At 37.0% G+C, this 16,850-nt stretch carries 16 protein-coding genes; 2 read left to right on the top strand and 14 right to left on the bottom strand.

Going from position 1 to position 16,850, the window contains the following annotated elements; all coding sequences use genetic code 11:
• Positions 1–102 precede the first annotated feature (102 nt).
• The 3 genes from QRN68_RS00425 to QRN68_RS00435 all read right to left on the bottom strand — a co-directional run bounded on the left by QRN68_RS00425 (position 103) and on the right by QRN68_RS00435 (position 3,288).
• Positions 103–969, bottom strand: coding sequence for a 2-oxoacid:ferredoxin oxidoreductase subunit beta (locus tag QRN68_RS00425; protein ID WP_285394571.1), 867 nt, complete (start codon positions 967–969; stop codon positions 103–105).
• Complete coding sequence (locus QRN68_RS00430) at positions 969–2,708, bottom strand: 2-oxoacid:acceptor oxidoreductase subunit alpha (RefSeq protein WP_285394572.1); 1,740 nt, start codon at positions 2,706–2,708, stop codon at positions 969–971. The genes QRN68_RS00425 and QRN68_RS00430 overlap by 1 nt, the downstream gene beginning before the upstream one ends.
• Positions 2,709–3,021: 313 nt before the next feature.
• Positions 3,022–3,288: a stage V sporulation protein S gene (locus QRN68_RS00435; RefSeq protein WP_053594284.1), complete on the bottom strand. Its 267-nt coding sequence runs from the start codon at positions 3,286–3,288 to the stop codon at positions 3,022–3,024.
• A gap of 545 nt (positions 3,289–3,833) precedes the next feature.
• Here QRN68_RS00435 and QRN68_RS00440 point away from each other — a divergent pair.
• Entirely contained in the window at positions 3,834–4,040 is a 207-nt protein-coding gene (locus QRN68_RS00440) for a hypothetical protein (RefSeq protein ID WP_285394573.1), read from the top strand.
• A gap of 52 nt (positions 4,041–4,092) precedes the next feature.
• Here the strand turns inward: QRN68_RS00440 and QRN68_RS00445 are convergent, their stop codons facing one another.
• From QRN68_RS00445 to QRN68_RS00485, 9 genes are all read right to left on the bottom strand, one after another.
• Positions 4,093–4,890 (bottom strand): TIGR00282 family metallophosphoesterase, encoded by a 798-nt coding sequence (locus QRN68_RS00445; protein WP_285394695.1) that lies wholly within the window; start codon positions 4,888–4,890, stop codon positions 4,093–4,095.
• Between the two features lie 214 nt (positions 4,891–5,104).
• The gene (locus QRN68_RS00450; protein WP_285394574.1) at positions 5,105–6,115 is read right to left on the bottom strand and encodes a glycosyltransferase family 2 protein; all 1,011 of its coding nucleotides are present in this window, start codon (positions 6,113–6,115) and stop codon (positions 5,105–5,107) included.
• Positions 6,097–7,641: an oligosaccharide flippase family protein gene (locus QRN68_RS00455; RefSeq protein ID WP_285394575.1), complete on the bottom strand. Its 1,545-nt coding sequence runs from the start codon at positions 7,639–7,641 to the stop codon at positions 6,097–6,099. The genes QRN68_RS00450 and QRN68_RS00455 overlap by 19 nt, the downstream gene beginning before the upstream one ends.
• Entirely contained in the window at positions 7,628–8,767 is a 1,140-nt protein-coding gene (locus QRN68_RS00460; protein ID WP_350224324.1) for a glycosyltransferase, read from the bottom strand. Before QRN68_RS00460 ends, QRN68_RS00455 begins: the two co-directional genes overlap by 14 nt.
• Before the next feature lie 353 nt (positions 8,768–9,120).
• Positions 9,121–10,200, bottom strand: a complete 1,080-nt coding sequence (locus QRN68_RS00465; protein WP_285394576.1) for a glycosyltransferase — start codon at positions 10,198–10,200, stop codon at positions 9,121–9,123.
• Between the two features lie 17 nt (positions 10,201–10,217).
• Positions 10,218–10,913 carry a CpsD/CapB family tyrosine-protein kinase gene (locus QRN68_RS00470; protein WP_285394697.1) on the bottom strand — a complete coding sequence of 232 codons (696 nt, stop codon included), beginning with the start codon at positions 10,911–10,913 and terminating at the stop codon, positions 10,218–10,220.
• 8 nt (positions 10,914–10,921) lie between these two features.
• Complete coding sequence (locus QRN68_RS00475; RefSeq protein ID WP_285394577.1) at positions 10,922–11,638, bottom strand: YveK family protein; 717 nt, start codon at positions 11,636–11,638, stop codon at positions 10,922–10,924.
• Positions 11,639–11,733: 95 nt separating this feature from the next.
• The gene (locus QRN68_RS00480) at positions 11,734–12,837 is read right to left on the bottom strand and encodes an O-antigen ligase family protein (protein WP_285394578.1); all 1,104 of its coding nucleotides are present in this window, start codon (positions 12,835–12,837) and stop codon (positions 11,734–11,736) included.
• A 363-nt stretch (positions 12,838–13,200) separates the two neighbouring features.
• Positions 13,201–13,962, bottom strand: a complete 762-nt coding sequence (locus QRN68_RS00485; protein WP_285394579.1) for a tyrosine-protein phosphatase — start codon at positions 13,960–13,962, stop codon at positions 13,201–13,203.
• Between the two features lie 77 nt (positions 13,963–14,039).
• On the opposite strand from QRN68_RS00485, the gene QRN68_RS00490 reads away from it, so the two are divergent.
• Positions 14,040–14,705 carry a hypothetical protein gene (locus QRN68_RS00490; protein ID WP_285394581.1) on the top strand — a complete coding sequence of 222 codons (666 nt, stop codon included), beginning with the start codon at positions 14,040–14,042 and terminating at the stop codon, positions 14,703–14,705.
• 86 nt (positions 14,706–14,791) lie between these two features.
• On the opposite strand, the gene rny is transcribed toward QRN68_RS00490, so the two are convergent.
• Positions 14,792–16,351, bottom strand: a complete 1,560-nt coding sequence (gene rny / locus QRN68_RS00495) for a ribonuclease Y (RefSeq protein ID WP_285394582.1) — start codon at positions 16,349–16,351, stop codon at positions 14,792–14,794.
• Between the two features lie 232 nt (positions 16,352–16,583).
• Positions 16,584–16,727 (bottom strand): hypothetical protein, encoded by a 144-nt coding sequence (locus QRN68_RS00500; RefSeq protein ID WP_285394583.1) that lies wholly within the window; start codon positions 16,725–16,727, stop codon positions 16,584–16,586.
• Between the last annotated feature and the right edge of the window lie 123 nt (positions 16,728–16,850).

Here is a 16,850-nt window from a genome sequence, read left to right on the forward strand (position 1 = left end):
TTGTAATATGACAGCTTAATTTCATAGTCTTTTAAAAACATGAAAAAGCATTTGGAATGAGGACATCCCAAATGCTTTTTGTCATGCAATATGAAATTTGATTTACATAAATTCTTTCACTAATTCATTAAAATCATTTTCGCTCATTTTAATATCAATGTCCGTTAATGGTAGCTCTGAGTAGCCTGGTACTTTTTCTTGATATGAAGTTGTTTCAGTATCTTGATAAATAATACCTGTTACTAATCCTTCATGCTCCATTACTGTACGCATTGCCATACCGCGGTTAGAATTGTCATAGCCCTCGATATCAGCAAGTTTTGTTAAGTTCTCTTTAAACCAATCGTAAGTGTTCACTTTATTATAAGTAACACAAGGTGAGAATACGTTGATGAATGAGAAGCCTTTATGATTAATACCCGCTTCAATTAAAGCTGTTAACTCTTTAATATCCGTAGAGAAACCTTGTGCCACAAATGTAGCTCCACTTGTTAAAGCTACTTCTAATGGTTTTAATGATGGCTCAATCGCACCACCTGGCGTAGATTTAGTAATAAATCCTGCAGCAGAGCGTGGAGATGTTTGCCCTTTTGTTAAACCGTAAATTTGGTTATCCATAACAACGTATGTGATGTCAATGTTACGACGGATGGCATGAATTGTATGACCCATACCAATCGCAAAACCATCCCCGTCACCGCCAGAAGCAATAACTTTTAAATCACGGTTTGCCATTTTTAAGCCCTGTGCAATCGGTAATGCTCGACCGTGAATACCGTGGAAACCGTAAGAATTAATGTAACCTGAAATACGGCCAGAACAGCCAATACCTGAGATAACAGCTAGTTCGTTTGGTTCAATACCCACATTAGCAGCAGAGCGCTGAATTGCAGCTTGTACAGAGAAGTCTCCACAGCCTGGGCACCAGTTTGGTTTCACTGTATTACGAAAATCCTTAAATGTTGCCATTAGCGAGTCAACTCCTTCACACGATTTTCTAATTCACCTGGCAAGAATGGTGTACCATTATATTTTGTAATAGTCTCGATCTTATCGTGACCACCAATATTCATCTTCATAATATTTGCTAATTGACCTGTGTAGTTATTTTCTACAACAATTACTTTTTTCGCTTTTGCTACAAGCGGTGCCACCTCAGTAGATGGGAATGGGTGAATTAAACGAATATGCGCATGGTTTACCTTCATACCTTGAGCATTTAATCGCTCTTGCACTTCTTCAATAGCTCCACGAGTTGAGTTAAAGCCTACTAATAAAATATCGGCTTCTTCGTGTGGCGCATTTGCGTATACTGGATTGTCGAATTTCAATGCAGCTAGCTTACGGAAACGTTTATCCATTTGTACTTGACGGTTACCCGTTGCTTCAGATGGTTTACCAGTTTCATCGTGCTCAACCCCGGTTACATGGTGAATACCATTTAACGTACCAGGTAGTACACGTGGTGAAATACCGTCTTCCGTATTTTCATAACGTTTGAAGTATGCTTTATCAGCTGCTTCTTCAATGTCGTCAGTGACAATTTTACCGCGACGAATTTCGATTTTATTGTAATCGAATGGTTCAACAGATTGTTTACCTAGAGATAATTGTAAATCAGTCATTAAAATAACTGGTAATTGTAATTCCTCTGCAATGTTAAATGCTTGGATTGTGTCAAAGAATGCTTCCTCCATTGTAGAAGGTGCAATCACTACTTTTGGAATTTCACCATGCGTACCATATAACATCGCCATTAAATCTGATTGCTCTTGTTTTGTCGGTAACCCTGTTGATGGACCACCACGTTGTGTATCAACAACAACTAGTGGCTGCTCTGTCATCCCTGAAAGACCAATCGCTTCCATCATTAATGAAAGACCAGGACCAGCTGAAGCTGTAAAGGAACGAACACCACCAAAGTTTGCCCCAATTGCCATTGTAGCTGCAGCAATCTCATCTTCTGTTTGAATAACCGCACCACCGAATTTTGGTAATTTCTTAATAAGGTATTCCATAATTTCAGATGCTGGTGTAATTGGGTAGGCTGCCATAAAGCGTGTCCCAGCAGCAAGTGCACCAAGTGCTATTGCATCGTTCCCAATCATGAACATACGGCGATTGCCATCTGCTGGCGCAAGTTTCCATTCACCTACACGATCTCCTAAAAGCCCATTCATTAATTCATGACCACGTGCAATGGCCTCCATATTTTTTTGAACAACTTCTTCGCCTTTTTTACCAAAAATATCATCTACAACATTTTGGAACACTTCGTCCTCTAAATTTAGCAATGAAGCTGTTGCTCCGATTGCCACCATATTTTTCATCAATGAAGTGCCCAGTTCTGCCGCTACCTCAGTAAAAGGTACCGCAAATAATGGCGCTTTTGAATCTTCTGGCTTTACCGGATCAAATTTTGAATCCGCTAAAATAACACCTGTTTCTGTTAACTCTTTATAATTGACGTCGATTGTTTCTTGGTCGAACGCTACTAAAATATCTAAATCATCCGCAATTGAACGTACTTCTGTTGGACGAACTGTAATTTTATTATTCGTATGGCCACCTTTAATTCGTGAAGAGAAATGACGATAACCGTATAGGAAGTAACCTAAACGATTCATTGCCATTGAGAAAATTTCGCCTGTACTCTCAATCCCTTCACCCTGTTGCCCACCGACTTTCCATGAAAGCTGATGTAACATGTCAACAACTCCTTAAATCCAATGTGTACTATTTATTTTTCCTTCATAAGTTTAACATGAAGAAACGGTCTGCACTATTGTTATTCCACGATTTAAATGAAATTCAGACCTTTGACTGAAAATCCTGTTCAAAAAGTTGTAATTTTCAAATCAATTAAAATTAACTTGCTGATTTCAAGTGTTATTTAACATGTAAATATGTAAAGCATGAACAAAATTTTCTGAACTATGCAACCATATTTTTAATTACTATGCAAAACGAAAAAATGCCTTGCAGCTTATTATGTGCAAGGCATTTTACTTCATAACTTTTTTATCGAGTACGCTTTTCTACAAGAAGCTTTAAGGCTGTACGTTCCTCACCAGCAATTAAAATATCGGCAAACGCTGGTGCGCAAATTAAATCTGTGCCACTTGGCGCTACAAATCCGCGGGCAATGGCCACTGCTTTCACGGCTTGGTTAAGTGCACCTGCCCCAACTGCTTGCATTTCTGCTTGCCCTTTTTCTCTGATTACCGCGACTAATGCACCTGCAACTGAATTTGGATTAGAGCGTGATGATACTTTTAATGAATCCACAATTATTCCTCCCCGTTTCGCGAATAGTGTTTACGCTCAACAACTCATGTCCCTCTTTTTTGGACTCAAGTTATTGTCGATAGGTCATTTTATGCTCGGGAAGAAGAAAATAGACTATTTTCATTTCTTATATATCGAAACAATCGAAAAAGACTGAAAATTTATGCAGAAACTACTGGATCAATGAAATAATGATACCATATTAAAAATAGTGGAGCTTATCAAAACGAGAGGGTGATTTCCGTTCCAGGCTACTCGCTTTCCTGTGGGCGAGCGCCGAGCCGCTTCCTCCGCTCCGCCCTTCCACTCCAATCAACAATAGTGTAGAATTTTTAAAAATTTTAGTATTTCAAAAGCGAACGCAATGGTTACACATGAGAATAAAGACTACTAACAATTAAGTCGATTGTATACCTGTGTCGCTTCACTTTCGCACGAAAACGCATCTTGTTGAAGCTTTTCTTTTTCACTATAAATTAGAGTAACACGCCAGAAAATACATACTAAGTGAAGAAGTTGATTGTAGTGGAGGCCTGGGCGACTCCTTGGGGATTAGCGTCACAGATGAGACCCTGCAGCGAAGCGGATGTTTTCTGTGCGAAAGCGTAGCGACAGCGGCAAATGTTTTATCTGCGAGAGCGAAGCGTCAGCAACAAAGCGCCCAGCCGGAACGGAAATCAACCCTCGTTTTGTGGAAGAGCCATACTTTATTTAATATAATGGTTTATTTTCATCGACATAACAATTTTTAAACATAAAAAAACTACTGTGTATTTTTTAATACACAATAGTTTCTCACTCGCCTTATCCTTGAAACGGATAATCTTCATTTATATAAATTCGCTCACAATGTAGAGCTTTTCCTGTTTTATCATCAATCTCTACAAAGAAACCACTTAACACTTCGCGTCCTTTTTTCGGGACTTCAAAACGCGATGGCATATTTGTTTGGAATTTATAAATGACACTTTCCTTCGTCATCCCTAAAATTTCATCGTATGGACCTGTCATACCAACGTCCGTAATATAGGCTGTTCCATTTGGATAAATACGTGCATCGGCTGTTTGCACATGTGTATGTGTACCAACGACCGCTGATGCCTTTCCATCTAAATGCCATCCGAGTGCAATTTTTTCACTTGTCGCTTCGGCATGAAAATCCACGAATACTAGAGGTGACGTTTTATGTGCTTCTTCGATCAATTTCTCTGCCATCGCAAATGGATCCTCATGAGGCGGTAAAAATACTCGACCATGCAAATTAATAACAGATAATGTTACACCGTTTTTTGAAATTTGCACCATTCCTTTACCTGGTGCCTCATTTGAAAAGTTTGCCGGGCGTATTAAATAATCTGCATCATCTATAAAATCAAAAATGTCTTTATTATCCCAAGTATGGTTACCCATCGTAATAACATCTACACCCATTTGTAATAGATCATTATAAATATTTCGGGTAATTCCACGACCTGCTGCTGCGTTTTCACCATTTGCAATGACAACATCTAAATTGTATTTTTTCTTTAAGCGGGGCAAATATTTTTCCACAGCATCTCGCCCTATTGAACCTACAATATCACCTATAAATAAAACTTTCATTTTTACAATACCACTCTTTCTATCCATTACGCCTTACAGTCATTTTGATTTCTTGCTAATGACATTGAGAGGCTTACTCTTCATTACACACACCTAAAATGGCAATTACTATGCTTTCATTGAAGATAAATAAATATAAATAACATCATTAATTGTAACCTCAGTAAGTGTATTAAGCAAAAAAAATATAAATCACTAATTATTTTGCAGATCTCTATATTATTTTATTCTTTTTCAAATTAACATAAATAATTGTAGAGGATAAATTTAGCCAATTCATCTTTACTAACCTAAAAAAAAGTAATTGCTTCACATCTCTATTAATAAGCTTGACTTTTAATAGATCCGGATACTTTTTTAGAAATGATTGTATCTCTACTTTAATATCTCGTCTAACTCTATTTGTCTGTATTTGATGCACAATCACAAGTAAACCTTCAAACTGATAATTTAAAAAGCTATTCTTCACTTCATTATACACTTTGCCAATTTCCAGCTCTTTTTTCAATCTTTCATATAATACATCATACTTCTGACGTAAATTAACAATTGACCCTCTCGTTAATGAGTTTTCGTTTCCGACATTATAGTAATATAACTGCTTCGGAACATAACAAATGGCTTGATTTTTTATGACAGCTCTCGTCATAAAAACTGTATCCTCTGCAAAACTCATATCTTCATCAAATCGTAAAGCATATTTATCTAGAAAAGATTTTAAATATAATTTACAGCTAGCAAAGCCAAAATGTCTTTCTCCTATTTCAGAAAATAACTGATTTAAACATTCTACTGCACTATAAGTACAATAAGCCTGAGATGAATAACTCAATTGCCTACTACCAGTCTTCTCCTGCCAATATAAATCACACTTTGCAATATTCGATCCCGTTAATCTACAAGCAAGATACAATTCTTGGAGCATTGTTAACTCAATCCAATCATCTGCATCAACAAAGGTTACATATTGACCATTTGCATGCGCAATGCCTAAATTCCGTGCTTTACTTACACCTCCATTTGGTATATCAAAAACAGTGATTCGTGCATCTGCTTTAGCAAATTTTTGTAAAATCATCATTGATTGATCACAACTACCATCATTAATAGCAATAATTTCAATGTTTTTTAACGTTTGGTGACATATGCTAGTTAAACATTTCTCTAAATATTTTTCTGCATTATAAACAGGAAGGATGACACTTACTAAGATTTGGGGTTCCAAAATTTTGCACCTCCCTTATTTAAAGTAGTGACTTTTAGCTGCTCAAGCCACCTTTTTCTCGTTTCTTTTTTCAAGCCTATACATAAAAGGCTAACGCCTACAATTACACTATAGAAAAAAATATATAGAACGATTGAAAACCAAGTAATTGTCGGATTTGTCACTAGCCACAAAAGCTTTATAAGACTGATGGAAAGTCCAAAGGGAATAGCTAATCTTCCTATCGCCTTCCAAAAGCTATAAATATCTAATTTTATTTTCTTATGATAATAAATATTCATGATTACTACATTCCCAATAAACAAGGAACACGCTGTGACAATCGCTGTACCAATTTTTCCATAATAATAAATTGCAGGAATCGAAATGAAAATATTTCCTACCGCTACACATATTAATAGAATCGTTCTAAATTTAAACAAATTTTTTGCCTTTAACACACTTAATCCAAGATTTTGTATGAGATCAATTATGAAAGGCATCATAATAATTAACACAATATAATAAACGGCTATAAAATCTTTTCCTAACCATAGCGTTAAAAATTCTTTTCCAAAAAGAAAAAAGCCTCCCAAAATATAGCCAACTACTAAAAACTGCATGGATCCTACTTTTATAAATAATTTATTAATGTGCACTAACCCATCTTCTTGTGTCACTAAAATAGAGATTCGAGGCAAAAATAAACCGCTAATCGCCAAAGCCAGTGACATAAAAATTAAGACAATTTGTATAGCAACTGCATAAATCGCCACATCTTCAGTTCCTTTTAATATACCTAAAAGAATTTGATCCGTTTGCCAATAAATTTTATCGACAATAACCGTAATAAAAATAAAAATGGCATAGACAAAGATTTCCTTTATAAATGCTCGATTATTCATTTTAAACGTAAATTTAATAGCTAATACTTTCAGACAGAATATCGCATCAATTAGTAAAAAAAGCGCATTGTAGATGGCTACAATATAAATCAATGTAACAGCATTTGTACCCTGTAAAAGAAAAAACAACATCGTTAGAGGCTGTATGATGACCTGTAGTAATGCTGTTAATTTAATAAAAATAAATTTTTCATAAGCTTGTAATATGGAGGAAAATACGCTTAGTGGAAATTGCGCAGCCAAGCTTATTGTCATAATATAGCCCATTATCTTGGCTTTATCTAGCTGCTCAACAGTCAGGCTTTTTCCAAAAATAACGTCCACTTGTGAAAATAAAAGAAAGCCAATAAATAATGTAATGAAGCCAATGCCTATAAATAATTTTAGAAAAAAACCATTTAACGACGCTTCTAACGCTTTATCATCCGTCGCTCTGTTTCTAGAAATATAGCGCACAATGGCGTTACCTAACCCTAGATCTAAAATGGAAAGATAACCAACAAGTACAATCATAAGTGAATATAAACCGTACTCTTCTTGACCAAGTTTCGAGATGATTATCGGTGTAAATATTATGGAAGAAATAATCGTACAACCGATTGTTATATATGAAAGAACTGCTGCAATTTTAATTTCTTTCATAAATATTTTTAGGCAACACCATTGGATACAAAGACTGATATTGCTCTATTACCTGTTTAATATTGAAATTAGCTAGTACGTGCTCTCTACCAAGCCTTGCCTTTTCAGCATATTGCTTTGAACTATAATTTAATGCTTTATTCATTGCTTGAGATAACGCATTAGCATCCTTTGCAGTGACTGTCTCACCGAATTCTCCCACTAAATATTTACAATCACCAACATCTGTCGTGATACAGCACGTTCCACTCGCTAATGCCTCCACTAATACATTTGGTAACCCCTCACCTGAGGAAGATAAAACAAACAGATCAGCAGCCGACATTAACGGTGATATATCATCTCTACCGCCTAATAAAAAAATGACTTCCTCTAAATGGGCATCCTTTATCATTTGCAGTAACTCACTATTATTCTCATCTATTTCAAGCCCTACTAAAAACATATAAAAATCCTGTCTTTCAAGCCTTAACATCTGTAAACTAGCAATTAAATTTTTATAATCCTTCAAAGGGTCCCATCTGCCAACATGTAATAAAATATGTCGATTCTCTACATCAAAATGCTCGAAATAATATTGCCTCTTGATACTAGGCTTAAACAGTTCCGTATTTATACCATTGACGATGACCTTATGTTGATGACTGTCGTAGCCAATTTCTTCATGAATCTCTTTTACTTTTGGACCACAGGAAATAATCATATCCACCTTTTTAGATAATCTCGCACAAAGCTTTGCAATTAAAATCGTTGTCCATTTATTTTCCTTTTTATCTAAATTGCTATGGTGAATCCCCCAAATTAACTTTTTTCTCCAAACTCTTGAAATCAGATAACCCAATAAGTTTGAATGGTACATCCACGTTTGGATAATATCGCTATTTTTACATATTTTAAAACACTTCAGTAATGAGCGTAGGAAATTAGATCTCAAATCACAAATATAAACATTCATATTTAATTGCTGTTGAATTAACTCGCCATACACATCCATTTCCGTCAAACAAATAACATCTACCTCATACAAATCTCTGTCAACAGATTGTAATAATCGATAAAGCATAGTTTCCGCTCCTCCAAAGCCAATCGCAGTTATGATATGAGTAACTTTAATCTTTTTTTGTATACGATCATCCTCTTTTTAATCATGAGTTTAGATTATATTTGCTTACATTAGGGCCTAAAGGGGTGGTGCTTTTACCTGAACGAATTCTTTGAATCTCTTATAAGAGCGGTTGAGTCTTCTAGCCTAGTAGGTCCTCTGCTTACCCGAGCTGCTCTTCCGGTTACCCGAGAGATTGAGTCCCCTACCTGAGCAGTTTCTCCGGTTACCCGAGCGATTGAGCCCACTACCCGATCAGTTCCTCCAGTTACCCGAGCGGTTGAGCCCACTACCTGAGCAGTTCCTCCGGTTACCCGAGCGGTTGAGCCCACTACCTGAGCAGAGGTTTAGGTTACTTGAGTATTCGTCGCTTCGGTTTATATATAGTAAGAACACATTTTTTTTGCAATATCTTCTGCATCCAATCCTTTGTTTTCGATTCCATGCACGATGCTATTCAGTTCAATCGGTTCATTCTTTCTGTTGATTTCTTGTAGCCAATCTTCAATATTTCCATTTATATCCAAATACTGGATTAGGCCAATATTAAGATCTACATCTCTTGGTACAGTTGCAGAAACAATTGATGGCGTGCCACATACTTGTGCTTCTAATAGGACAATTCCAAATCCCTCATATTTAGATGGTAAAATAAATTTATCGAACAACTGAAGAAGATTGATAATATCAGCACGTTGCCCTAACAGTCTTACAGATTCCTGTAATTGATTGCGCTCGACCAACAGACGAATTTCTTCCTCTAAAGGACCCTCTCCAATAAAAATCAATTTAAAATTAATATGTTTTTGCTTTAATCTCGTGGCAAGTTTCAATAAAAACTGCTGATTCTTCACAGGAACAAAACGTCCAATATGTCCTAAAACTAAATCATTTTCACTAATTCCTAATTCTTTTTTTAATAATTTCTTTTCTGCCTGTGAGAGATATTTTATTTTATTGATATCCATTGGGTTAAATAAAATGTCAAAGGATTTCTCACCAAAGCAAAATTCTCCTGCCTGTGTACTACATGCAACGAGCTTAGTCGCATTCATCACACTTATTTTTTTTAGGAAAGATAAAAGATATTTATTACTCCATTCTTCCGCAACATTTGTATGACTGTGTAACACTCTACATTTGACGCCAGCCAATCGTGCTGCTAACAATGTAAAAATAGCGCGATAACCCGTATGATCATGCACTGCATCATATCCATTGTCTTTAATTATTTTGTATATTTTCATCATATAGGCAAGAGGACCCTGCTTCGTAATATATTTTTGATAAAACAATTTGGAACCATGTTCTATAAAAGTGTCATGATATCTTCCCTTGTTGAACACTACAAAATCAAAGTGGTACACTGACTTATTTGTATTAGCCCAAATGTCTAATATCATCGTTGTAATTCCGCCAAAATCTGTAGTAGGAATAATATGCAAAATCTTCTTCATAGATTTTTATGTCACCCTTACTCTATTCCATAATATTGATAGTACTTATTGCACTTCATTTTAAAATTATTCAAGACAATCCCTAAAATATTGGCTTGAGAAATCGTTAATATGGACTTTGATTTTAATACCGCAGCTTTCCCAACAGTACCTGAATTGACTATTAATATTGTGCCATCACATTTATTGGATAAAATTTGTGCATCAGATACATATAATAAAGGCGGGGCGTCGAAAATAACGATATCGTATTTTTCTTTGGCAATCGCCATAAAAGATATCATCGTTTCAGATGCCAGTAGCTCTGTTGGGTTTGGTGGAATTGTTCCACTTGCAACAATATCCACTCCTTCTACAAACGTTTTTTGGATAACATCTAGAAATTTTTCCTGCCTAGATAATATAGAGGAGAGGCCCACACTATTTGCGAGATGAAATGTATGGTGGAGAGTCGGCTTACGCATGTCAGCATCGACAATTAATACCTTCTTCCCCTCTTGTGAAAAAACGACACCGATATTCGCTGTGTTAGTAGACTTTCCTTCACCAGGAATGGAGGAGGTTACTAAAATAGTTTTCACATCTTGATTTGGTTGTGCAAATTTAATATTTGTGCGAATCGTTCGAAACTGCTCAGATGGAATTGATTTAGCATCAGAAACAGTAACTAGCTTGCGGGCCATCAGTGATTTGTTCTTCTTTTTCCTTCGCATTGAAAACATTATGGGTTCCCCCTAGACTTAGACTTTTTTCCTGTTTGCGGCTCTATATTACTGACCACCCCGATAACCGGAAGTGATAAAATTTCTTCGATATCACGTTCAGTTTTGATTGTCTTATCAAATGTTTCCATCATATAGGCAAGCAAAAGGGCAAGAGCGAAACCAACGATAGCGGCTATTAGTAAATTAAAAATTTTATTTGGTTTAACAGGTGCTGCATTTTCACTAGATTTCGCAACAGACAAAATATTAATATTGTCCACATGCATGAGCACGGGAATTTCTTCTTTAAAAATTTCGGCAACTGTATTGGCAATTTCTACTGCCCTAGACTCATTCTCATCTTGTACACGAATATTTACTACTTGAGAATTACTTGCACTAGAGACGTCTATTTGATTCATTAATTGTTCCGGTGTGGTCGTTAGCGACAGCTTATCAACCACCTTCGTTAAAATAGCGGGGCTTTTAATAATGACATTGTACGTATTAATTAGCCGAAGATCCGTATCAACATTTTGTGCCCCTACTAATTGCTGATTATCATAGCTTTTTTGATTCACTAATATTTGTGTTTCCGCTTCATATATAGGTGTTAAAACAAAAAAGCTTAACATGGCGGCAATACCAACCGACAACATTGTAAGCACTAGGATAAAGAACCAGCGTTTTTGCAATGTTTTTATTATACTTTGCACCGTAATTTCTTCATTCACAAAAATAGATTCCCTCCTACAAATGCAGATAATTGTAATATTAATTAAGTATATTAAGCAAGTCCTACAGTTATTCGGCAAATATTTTGCAATAACTACGATGTCATGTTTTTATTTCTATCAAATCCACTTACTACGAAGACAAGTATATGAAGCACATTAAAATAGAGAATTTCAAATGTAGATACACCAAGTGCAGCGACAATGACGAAAACTGTAAATACTACTAGTTGTTTGTCCATTTGGCTATGATCTTTCGCAATCGATAAAAGAAAGACAGCATAACATACTAGTGGTAGTAAACCCGCCTCCTGCAATATATTGACAAATGTATTGTGCGCATGAGAAACTCCTATTGCCCATAGTGATTCAGCACCATGTCCCCAAAAACTAAATTGCTCAAATACATATTTCCAAATATCAAGACGACCATCTGTAATATTTGTAGATTTTTTCTCCATTTTTAAAAGAATACTTTGAAAGGCCTTCTGCATCATGTCAACTTCATAAATAGCTATCACTAGTAATAAACAAGCTGCTATTAATAAAAAAATAAATTTTAGTAATGGCAAAAATCTTTTTTTCATCCTTTTTACTACTAAGACAATCATCGCTGCTGTCACAACGGCAATTGTTAATAATGATGTACGCGCATTTGACAGCATAATGACATACAAAGCAAATAAATAAAAAATTGTATAGACCCCTAAACAAATGGTCAATTTCAGCTGTCGATGTCCCTCTAACATGGCAATTATGATTTCATATAGCTTCATCAGTATCACAATCGTCAAACCTATCATAGAAAATCCTAATGTGTTTGGATTTTCAAATACTCCTGCAAAAGCACCATACATAAAATGATTTTCTCGAAAACATAAAATAAGAAATGGTATATAAGCTAATAAAACACCATTAAGGACAATTTCTTTAACATGCTTTCTCACGATATCATTAAAGAAAATCGCTACAGCTAAAAAAATGCAAAATAACTGAAGGCAATTTTTTAATAGCCCTATATCCTGGTTGACCCCTGCAGAAATGACACAAAAAAAAGTATATAAACTAAAAAATAAGCTAGCCTGTACATTTTGGATGATTATTTTTTTATGCATTAGAAAGGATAGCAGGATTATTACTAGGCTAATCAACAATGTTAATTTATGATAAATCCCTTCAACAGGTTGCATTAAGCTCATAAATATAAGGGCGCTAAACAGTAGCGTGTAACACATTTTCATCTGGGAATCACGCTCAATTCTAGTTAGATTGATCAATTATGCCTCGGCATAATTGCGTCCGGAATCGGCTTTGTGCTTAGGCCTGCACGACGCGGGTCAGTTAGCCGTTATCGCATGGATGCGATGATTTTAGGCTAACATCCCCTAAGCACTCCTCTCCGATTCCGTGACATCCGCCGGAGGCTTTAACTTCTTTCAGAGGGTGTTTGGACACCCGCTGAAAAGCAACTTAAATTCGTATTCATCTCACCACCTATAGAGGTAGGAGACTTCTGTAGCTGACGTTTCACTTTCACTACAAAGAATATTTGCTAAAAGAAGTTAAAAACTCCACCATTTCTTAATGTAGATTTTGTCCAATTCAAGCGGAAGTATCGGCTTGTTTGCAATGACATTTGCATTATTCTTTAAGAGTTGATCAACAGCATCTAGCTCCTTCTGCTTTTCAAGGTAATTGAGTGCTTTGTTATAAAAAAATGGCCTCGATGTTACATTATGCGTGTCGGATCCAAATGTATGAATATAATTCGCTCTCACTAACGCTAACGATAAACGCTGTACCTCTTTACCATAAAGACCTGTTAAACTTCCTGCCGTTATTTGTGTCAATGCACCTTCTTGAATCAATATTTCAAGTCGCGTCGGTTTTTCTCTAATCGCATAGTTCCGTTCAGGATGCGCAAGGATTGGCGTATAACCCGCTGCCTTCAACAGTATAATCATTCTTCTCGTATACGCAGGGATCGTGCTAGATGGTAATTCCAAAAGGATATAGTTAGAATTTGCCAATGTGTGAAGTTGCTTTTGCATCACCAATGTATGTAGTTCTTCGTGTAAACGCACTTCATGCCCTGTATGAAGTATGATTGGAATCTGCTGTTCCTCTAACACTTGTCGTAAATATATTGTTTGCTCCTCTACAAGTGAATAATTTACATGATATTGTGGATGCATCGCATGGGACGTACAAATTATTTCTGTTATCCCTTCACTTGATGCTTGCTGCAGCATCTTTAATGATTCCTCCATATTTTTTGGCCCATCATCAACACCGAATAATAAATGAGCATGTATATCAATCATCTATATCACAACTTTCTTTTTTAATGACTGATTATCTAATTAGCCTTCTTTTCTTTTATGAAAAATACTTGTTAAAAATGACTAGTATAGTGTTTTTTTCTAGATATTTATCAGATGTTAACATTCAATCAGTGCTTTGGACTGTTCTATCTGTCGCTTTGGATGCTTTCCGTCGTTCCGGCTCTTCTTTCCGTCGCTTTGGCTCTTCTATCCTTCGCTTCGACATTTCTATCCGTCGCTTTGGATGCTTTCCGTCGCTCTGTCCTTTCTATCCGTCGCTTCGGCCCTTCTATCCTTCGCTTCGCCTTTTCTATCCGTCGCTTTGGATGCTTTCCGTCGCTCTGCCCTTTCTATCCGTCGCTTTGGCTCTTCTATCCTTCGCTTCGCCTTGGCTATCCGTCACTTTGACTGCTTTCCGTCGCTCCGCCCTTTCTATTCGTCGCTTTGGCTCTTCTTTCCGTCGCTCTGTCCTTTCTATCCGTCGCTTCAGCCCTTCTATCCGTCGCTTCACCTTTTCTATCCGTCGCTTTGACTGCTTTCCGGCTCTCTGTCCTTTCTATCCGTCGCTTCTGCTTTTATTCGTCGCTCTGCCCTTTCTATCCGTCGCTCTGGCTCTTCTTTCCGGCTCTCCGCCCTTTCTATCCGTCGCTTCGGCCCTTCTTTCCTTCGCTTCGCCTTTTCTATCCGTCACTTTGGATGCCTTCCATCACTCCAGCTCTTCTTCCTGCCCTTTTCGCTGCTAATCCATCACTTCAGTTCTTTTATGATAAAAACAATAAAAAAGAGGCTTCCCTAGATTTTCATCTAGAGAAACCTCTAACTTTCAACATTATTTCGCATACTCCACTGCACGTGTTTCACGAATGACAGTTACTTTTATATGACCTGGGTAATCAAGTTCTTCTTCGATACGCTTACGGATATCTCGCGCTAAGCGATGTGAAGCTAAGTCATCAATTTTTTCAGGTTGTACAATAATACGAATTTCACGACCCGCCTGAATCGCAAAGGATTTTTCTACACCATCATAGCTTTCAGAAATTTCTTCTAACTTTTCAAGTCTGCGGATATAGTTTTCAAGTGTCTCACTTCGAGCACCTGGACGAGCTGCTGATAATGCATCTGCAGCAGCTACTAAAACTGCGATAACAGATGTTGCTTCTGTATCACCGTGGTGAGAAGCAATACTATTTATAACGACTGGATGTTCTTTGTATTTTGTTGCTAACTCCACACCGATTTCGACGTGGCTACCTTCAACTTCATGGTCGATTGCCTTACCAATATCATGTAATAAGCCAGCACGACGAGCTAATGCTACATCTTCACCAAGTTCAGCAGCGAGCAAGCCTGCTAAATATGCGACTTCAATTGAATGTTTTAGGACGTTTTGTCCATAACTTGTACGATATTTCATGCGGCCTAAAATCTTCATTAAATCTGGATGTAAGTTATGAATGCCAATTTCAAATGTTGTTTGCTCACCTGTTTCGCGGATTTGCTCATCCACTTCACGACGAGCTTTCTCCACCATTTCCTCAATTCGAGCAGGGTGAATGCGGCCATCCTGTACAAGTTTTTCAAGTGCAAGTCGAGCCGTTTCACGACGAATCGGATCAAAGCCTGATAAAATAACCGCCTCTGGAGTATCATCAATAATTAAATCTATACCTGTTAACGTTTCCAAAGTTCGGATATTTCGACCTTCACGACCAATAATACGACCTTTCATTTCATCATTTGGCAAGTTCACGACAGATACTGTTGTTTCTGCAACGTGGTCTGCTGCAAAACGCTGCAGTGCCAGTGATAAAATTTCACGTGCTTTTTTATCTGATTCTTCCTTCGCACGTGTCTCAGCTTCCTTCGTCATCACAGCAATATCAGTTGCTAGCTCTTTTTCTACTTCTCCTAAGATAATAGCTTTTGCTTCATCTCTAGTTAAAGCAGAAATTCGTTCTAGCTCTGTTTTTTGCGCGGCAACGAGCTCGTCCACTTTGCTTTCCATCTGTTCAATATGCTGTTGTCTTTCGGCTAGAGCCTGTTCTTTTCGCTCTAAGCCTGCTTCTCTCTTATTTAGAGCATCATCCTTGCGATCAAGATTCTCTTCTCTTTGCAATAAACGGTTCTCTTGTTTTTGAAGTTCTAAACGACGTTCACGAATGTCATTTTCGGCTTCAGTGCGAAATTTGTGAGTTTCATCTTTGGCTTCAAGTAGTGCTTCTTTCTTCAATGCCTCCGCTTCTCGTTTTCCTTCTTCAACGATTGTTTCAGCGACATGTTTAGCACCAGTGATTTTTGAGTCATTCACTTTTTTCATGTAGATATAGCTAACAGCGGCACCAACGATGATTCCAAGCAAAGCGGAGATGATAGTAATTCCATCCATATGAACACCTCCTCTTGCTATTTAGGTAATACAGTTTCAGTAGGCGCATACATTGTATTGCCTATTTAAAGTCATAATTCAGAAATTATACATATTTAATTGTATAGCTAGCCACAAGCTCTGTCAAGGATAGTCGGGCATCTGTTCGCCCTTCCATAGAAAAAAAGTAAGTCATATCCATTAAGAGAATCAGTTCCCTAACATTTCCCTGGTTTTACATCAAATTGAATCATCATAACGTGTGGTTGATTTCCGTTCCGACTGGGGGCTTTGATTGCTGTCGCTTCGCTTTCGCACAGAAAACATTTGCCGCTGTCGCTTCGCTTTCGCGCAGAGCAGAGCTTCCTGGGGCTTCCGATGAGACGCTAATCTCCAAGGAGTTGCCTAGCCGTAACGAAGATCAACTAATATACAGGGCATATATTTAAAAAAATGTTATCCACAACTTTTGGTGATGATCCCATATTTCTCTAGTATGGGTAAATATTAAAAAAATACA

The sequence above is a fragment of the Lysinibacillus sp. fls2-241-R2A-57 genome (assembly GCF_030209535.1).
Lineage (GTDB): Bacteria > Bacillota > Bacilli > Bacillales_A > Planococcaceae > Lysinibacillus.

Excerpts from the sequence above, each read along its gene's own strand:
- QRN68_RS00425 (WP_285394571.1), bottom strand. The coding sequence starts at position 969 with ATGGCAACATTTAAGGATTTTCGTAATACAGTGAAACCAAACTGGTGC.
- QRN68_RS00455 (WP_285394575.1), bottom strand. The coding sequence starts at position 7,641 with ATGAAAGAAATTAAAATTGCAGCAGTTCTTTCATATATAACAATCGGT.
- QRN68_RS00485 (WP_285394579.1), bottom strand. The coding sequence starts at position 13,962 with ATGATTGATATACATGCTCATTTATTATTCGGTGTTGATGATGGGCCA.
- QRN68_RS00445 (WP_285394695.1), bottom strand. The coding sequence starts at position 4,890 with ATGAAAGTTTTATTTATAGGTGATATTGTAGGTTCAATAGGGCGAGAT.
- QRN68_RS00470 (WP_285394697.1), bottom strand. The coding sequence starts at position 10,913 with ATGCGAAGGAAAAAGAAGAACAAATCACTGATGGCCCGCAAGCTAGTT.
- rny (WP_285394582.1), bottom strand. The coding sequence starts at position 16,351 with ATGGATGGAATTACTATCATCTCCGCTTTGCTTGGAATCATCGTTGGT.
- QRN68_RS00430 (WP_285394572.1), bottom strand. The coding sequence starts at position 2,708 with ATGTTACATCAGCTTTCATGGAAAGTCGGTGGGCAACAGGGTGAAGGG.
- QRN68_RS00480 (WP_285394578.1), bottom strand. The coding sequence starts at position 12,837 with ATGAGCTTAATGCAACCTGTTGAAGGGATTTATCATAAATTAACATTG.
- QRN68_RS00490 (WP_285394581.1), top strand. The coding sequence starts at position 14,040 with ATGACTAGTATAGTGTTTTTTTCTAGATATTTATCAGATGTTAACATT.
- QRN68_RS00465 (WP_285394576.1), bottom strand. The coding sequence starts at position 10,200 with ATGAAGAAGATTTTGCATATTATTCCTACTACAGATTTTGGCGGAATT.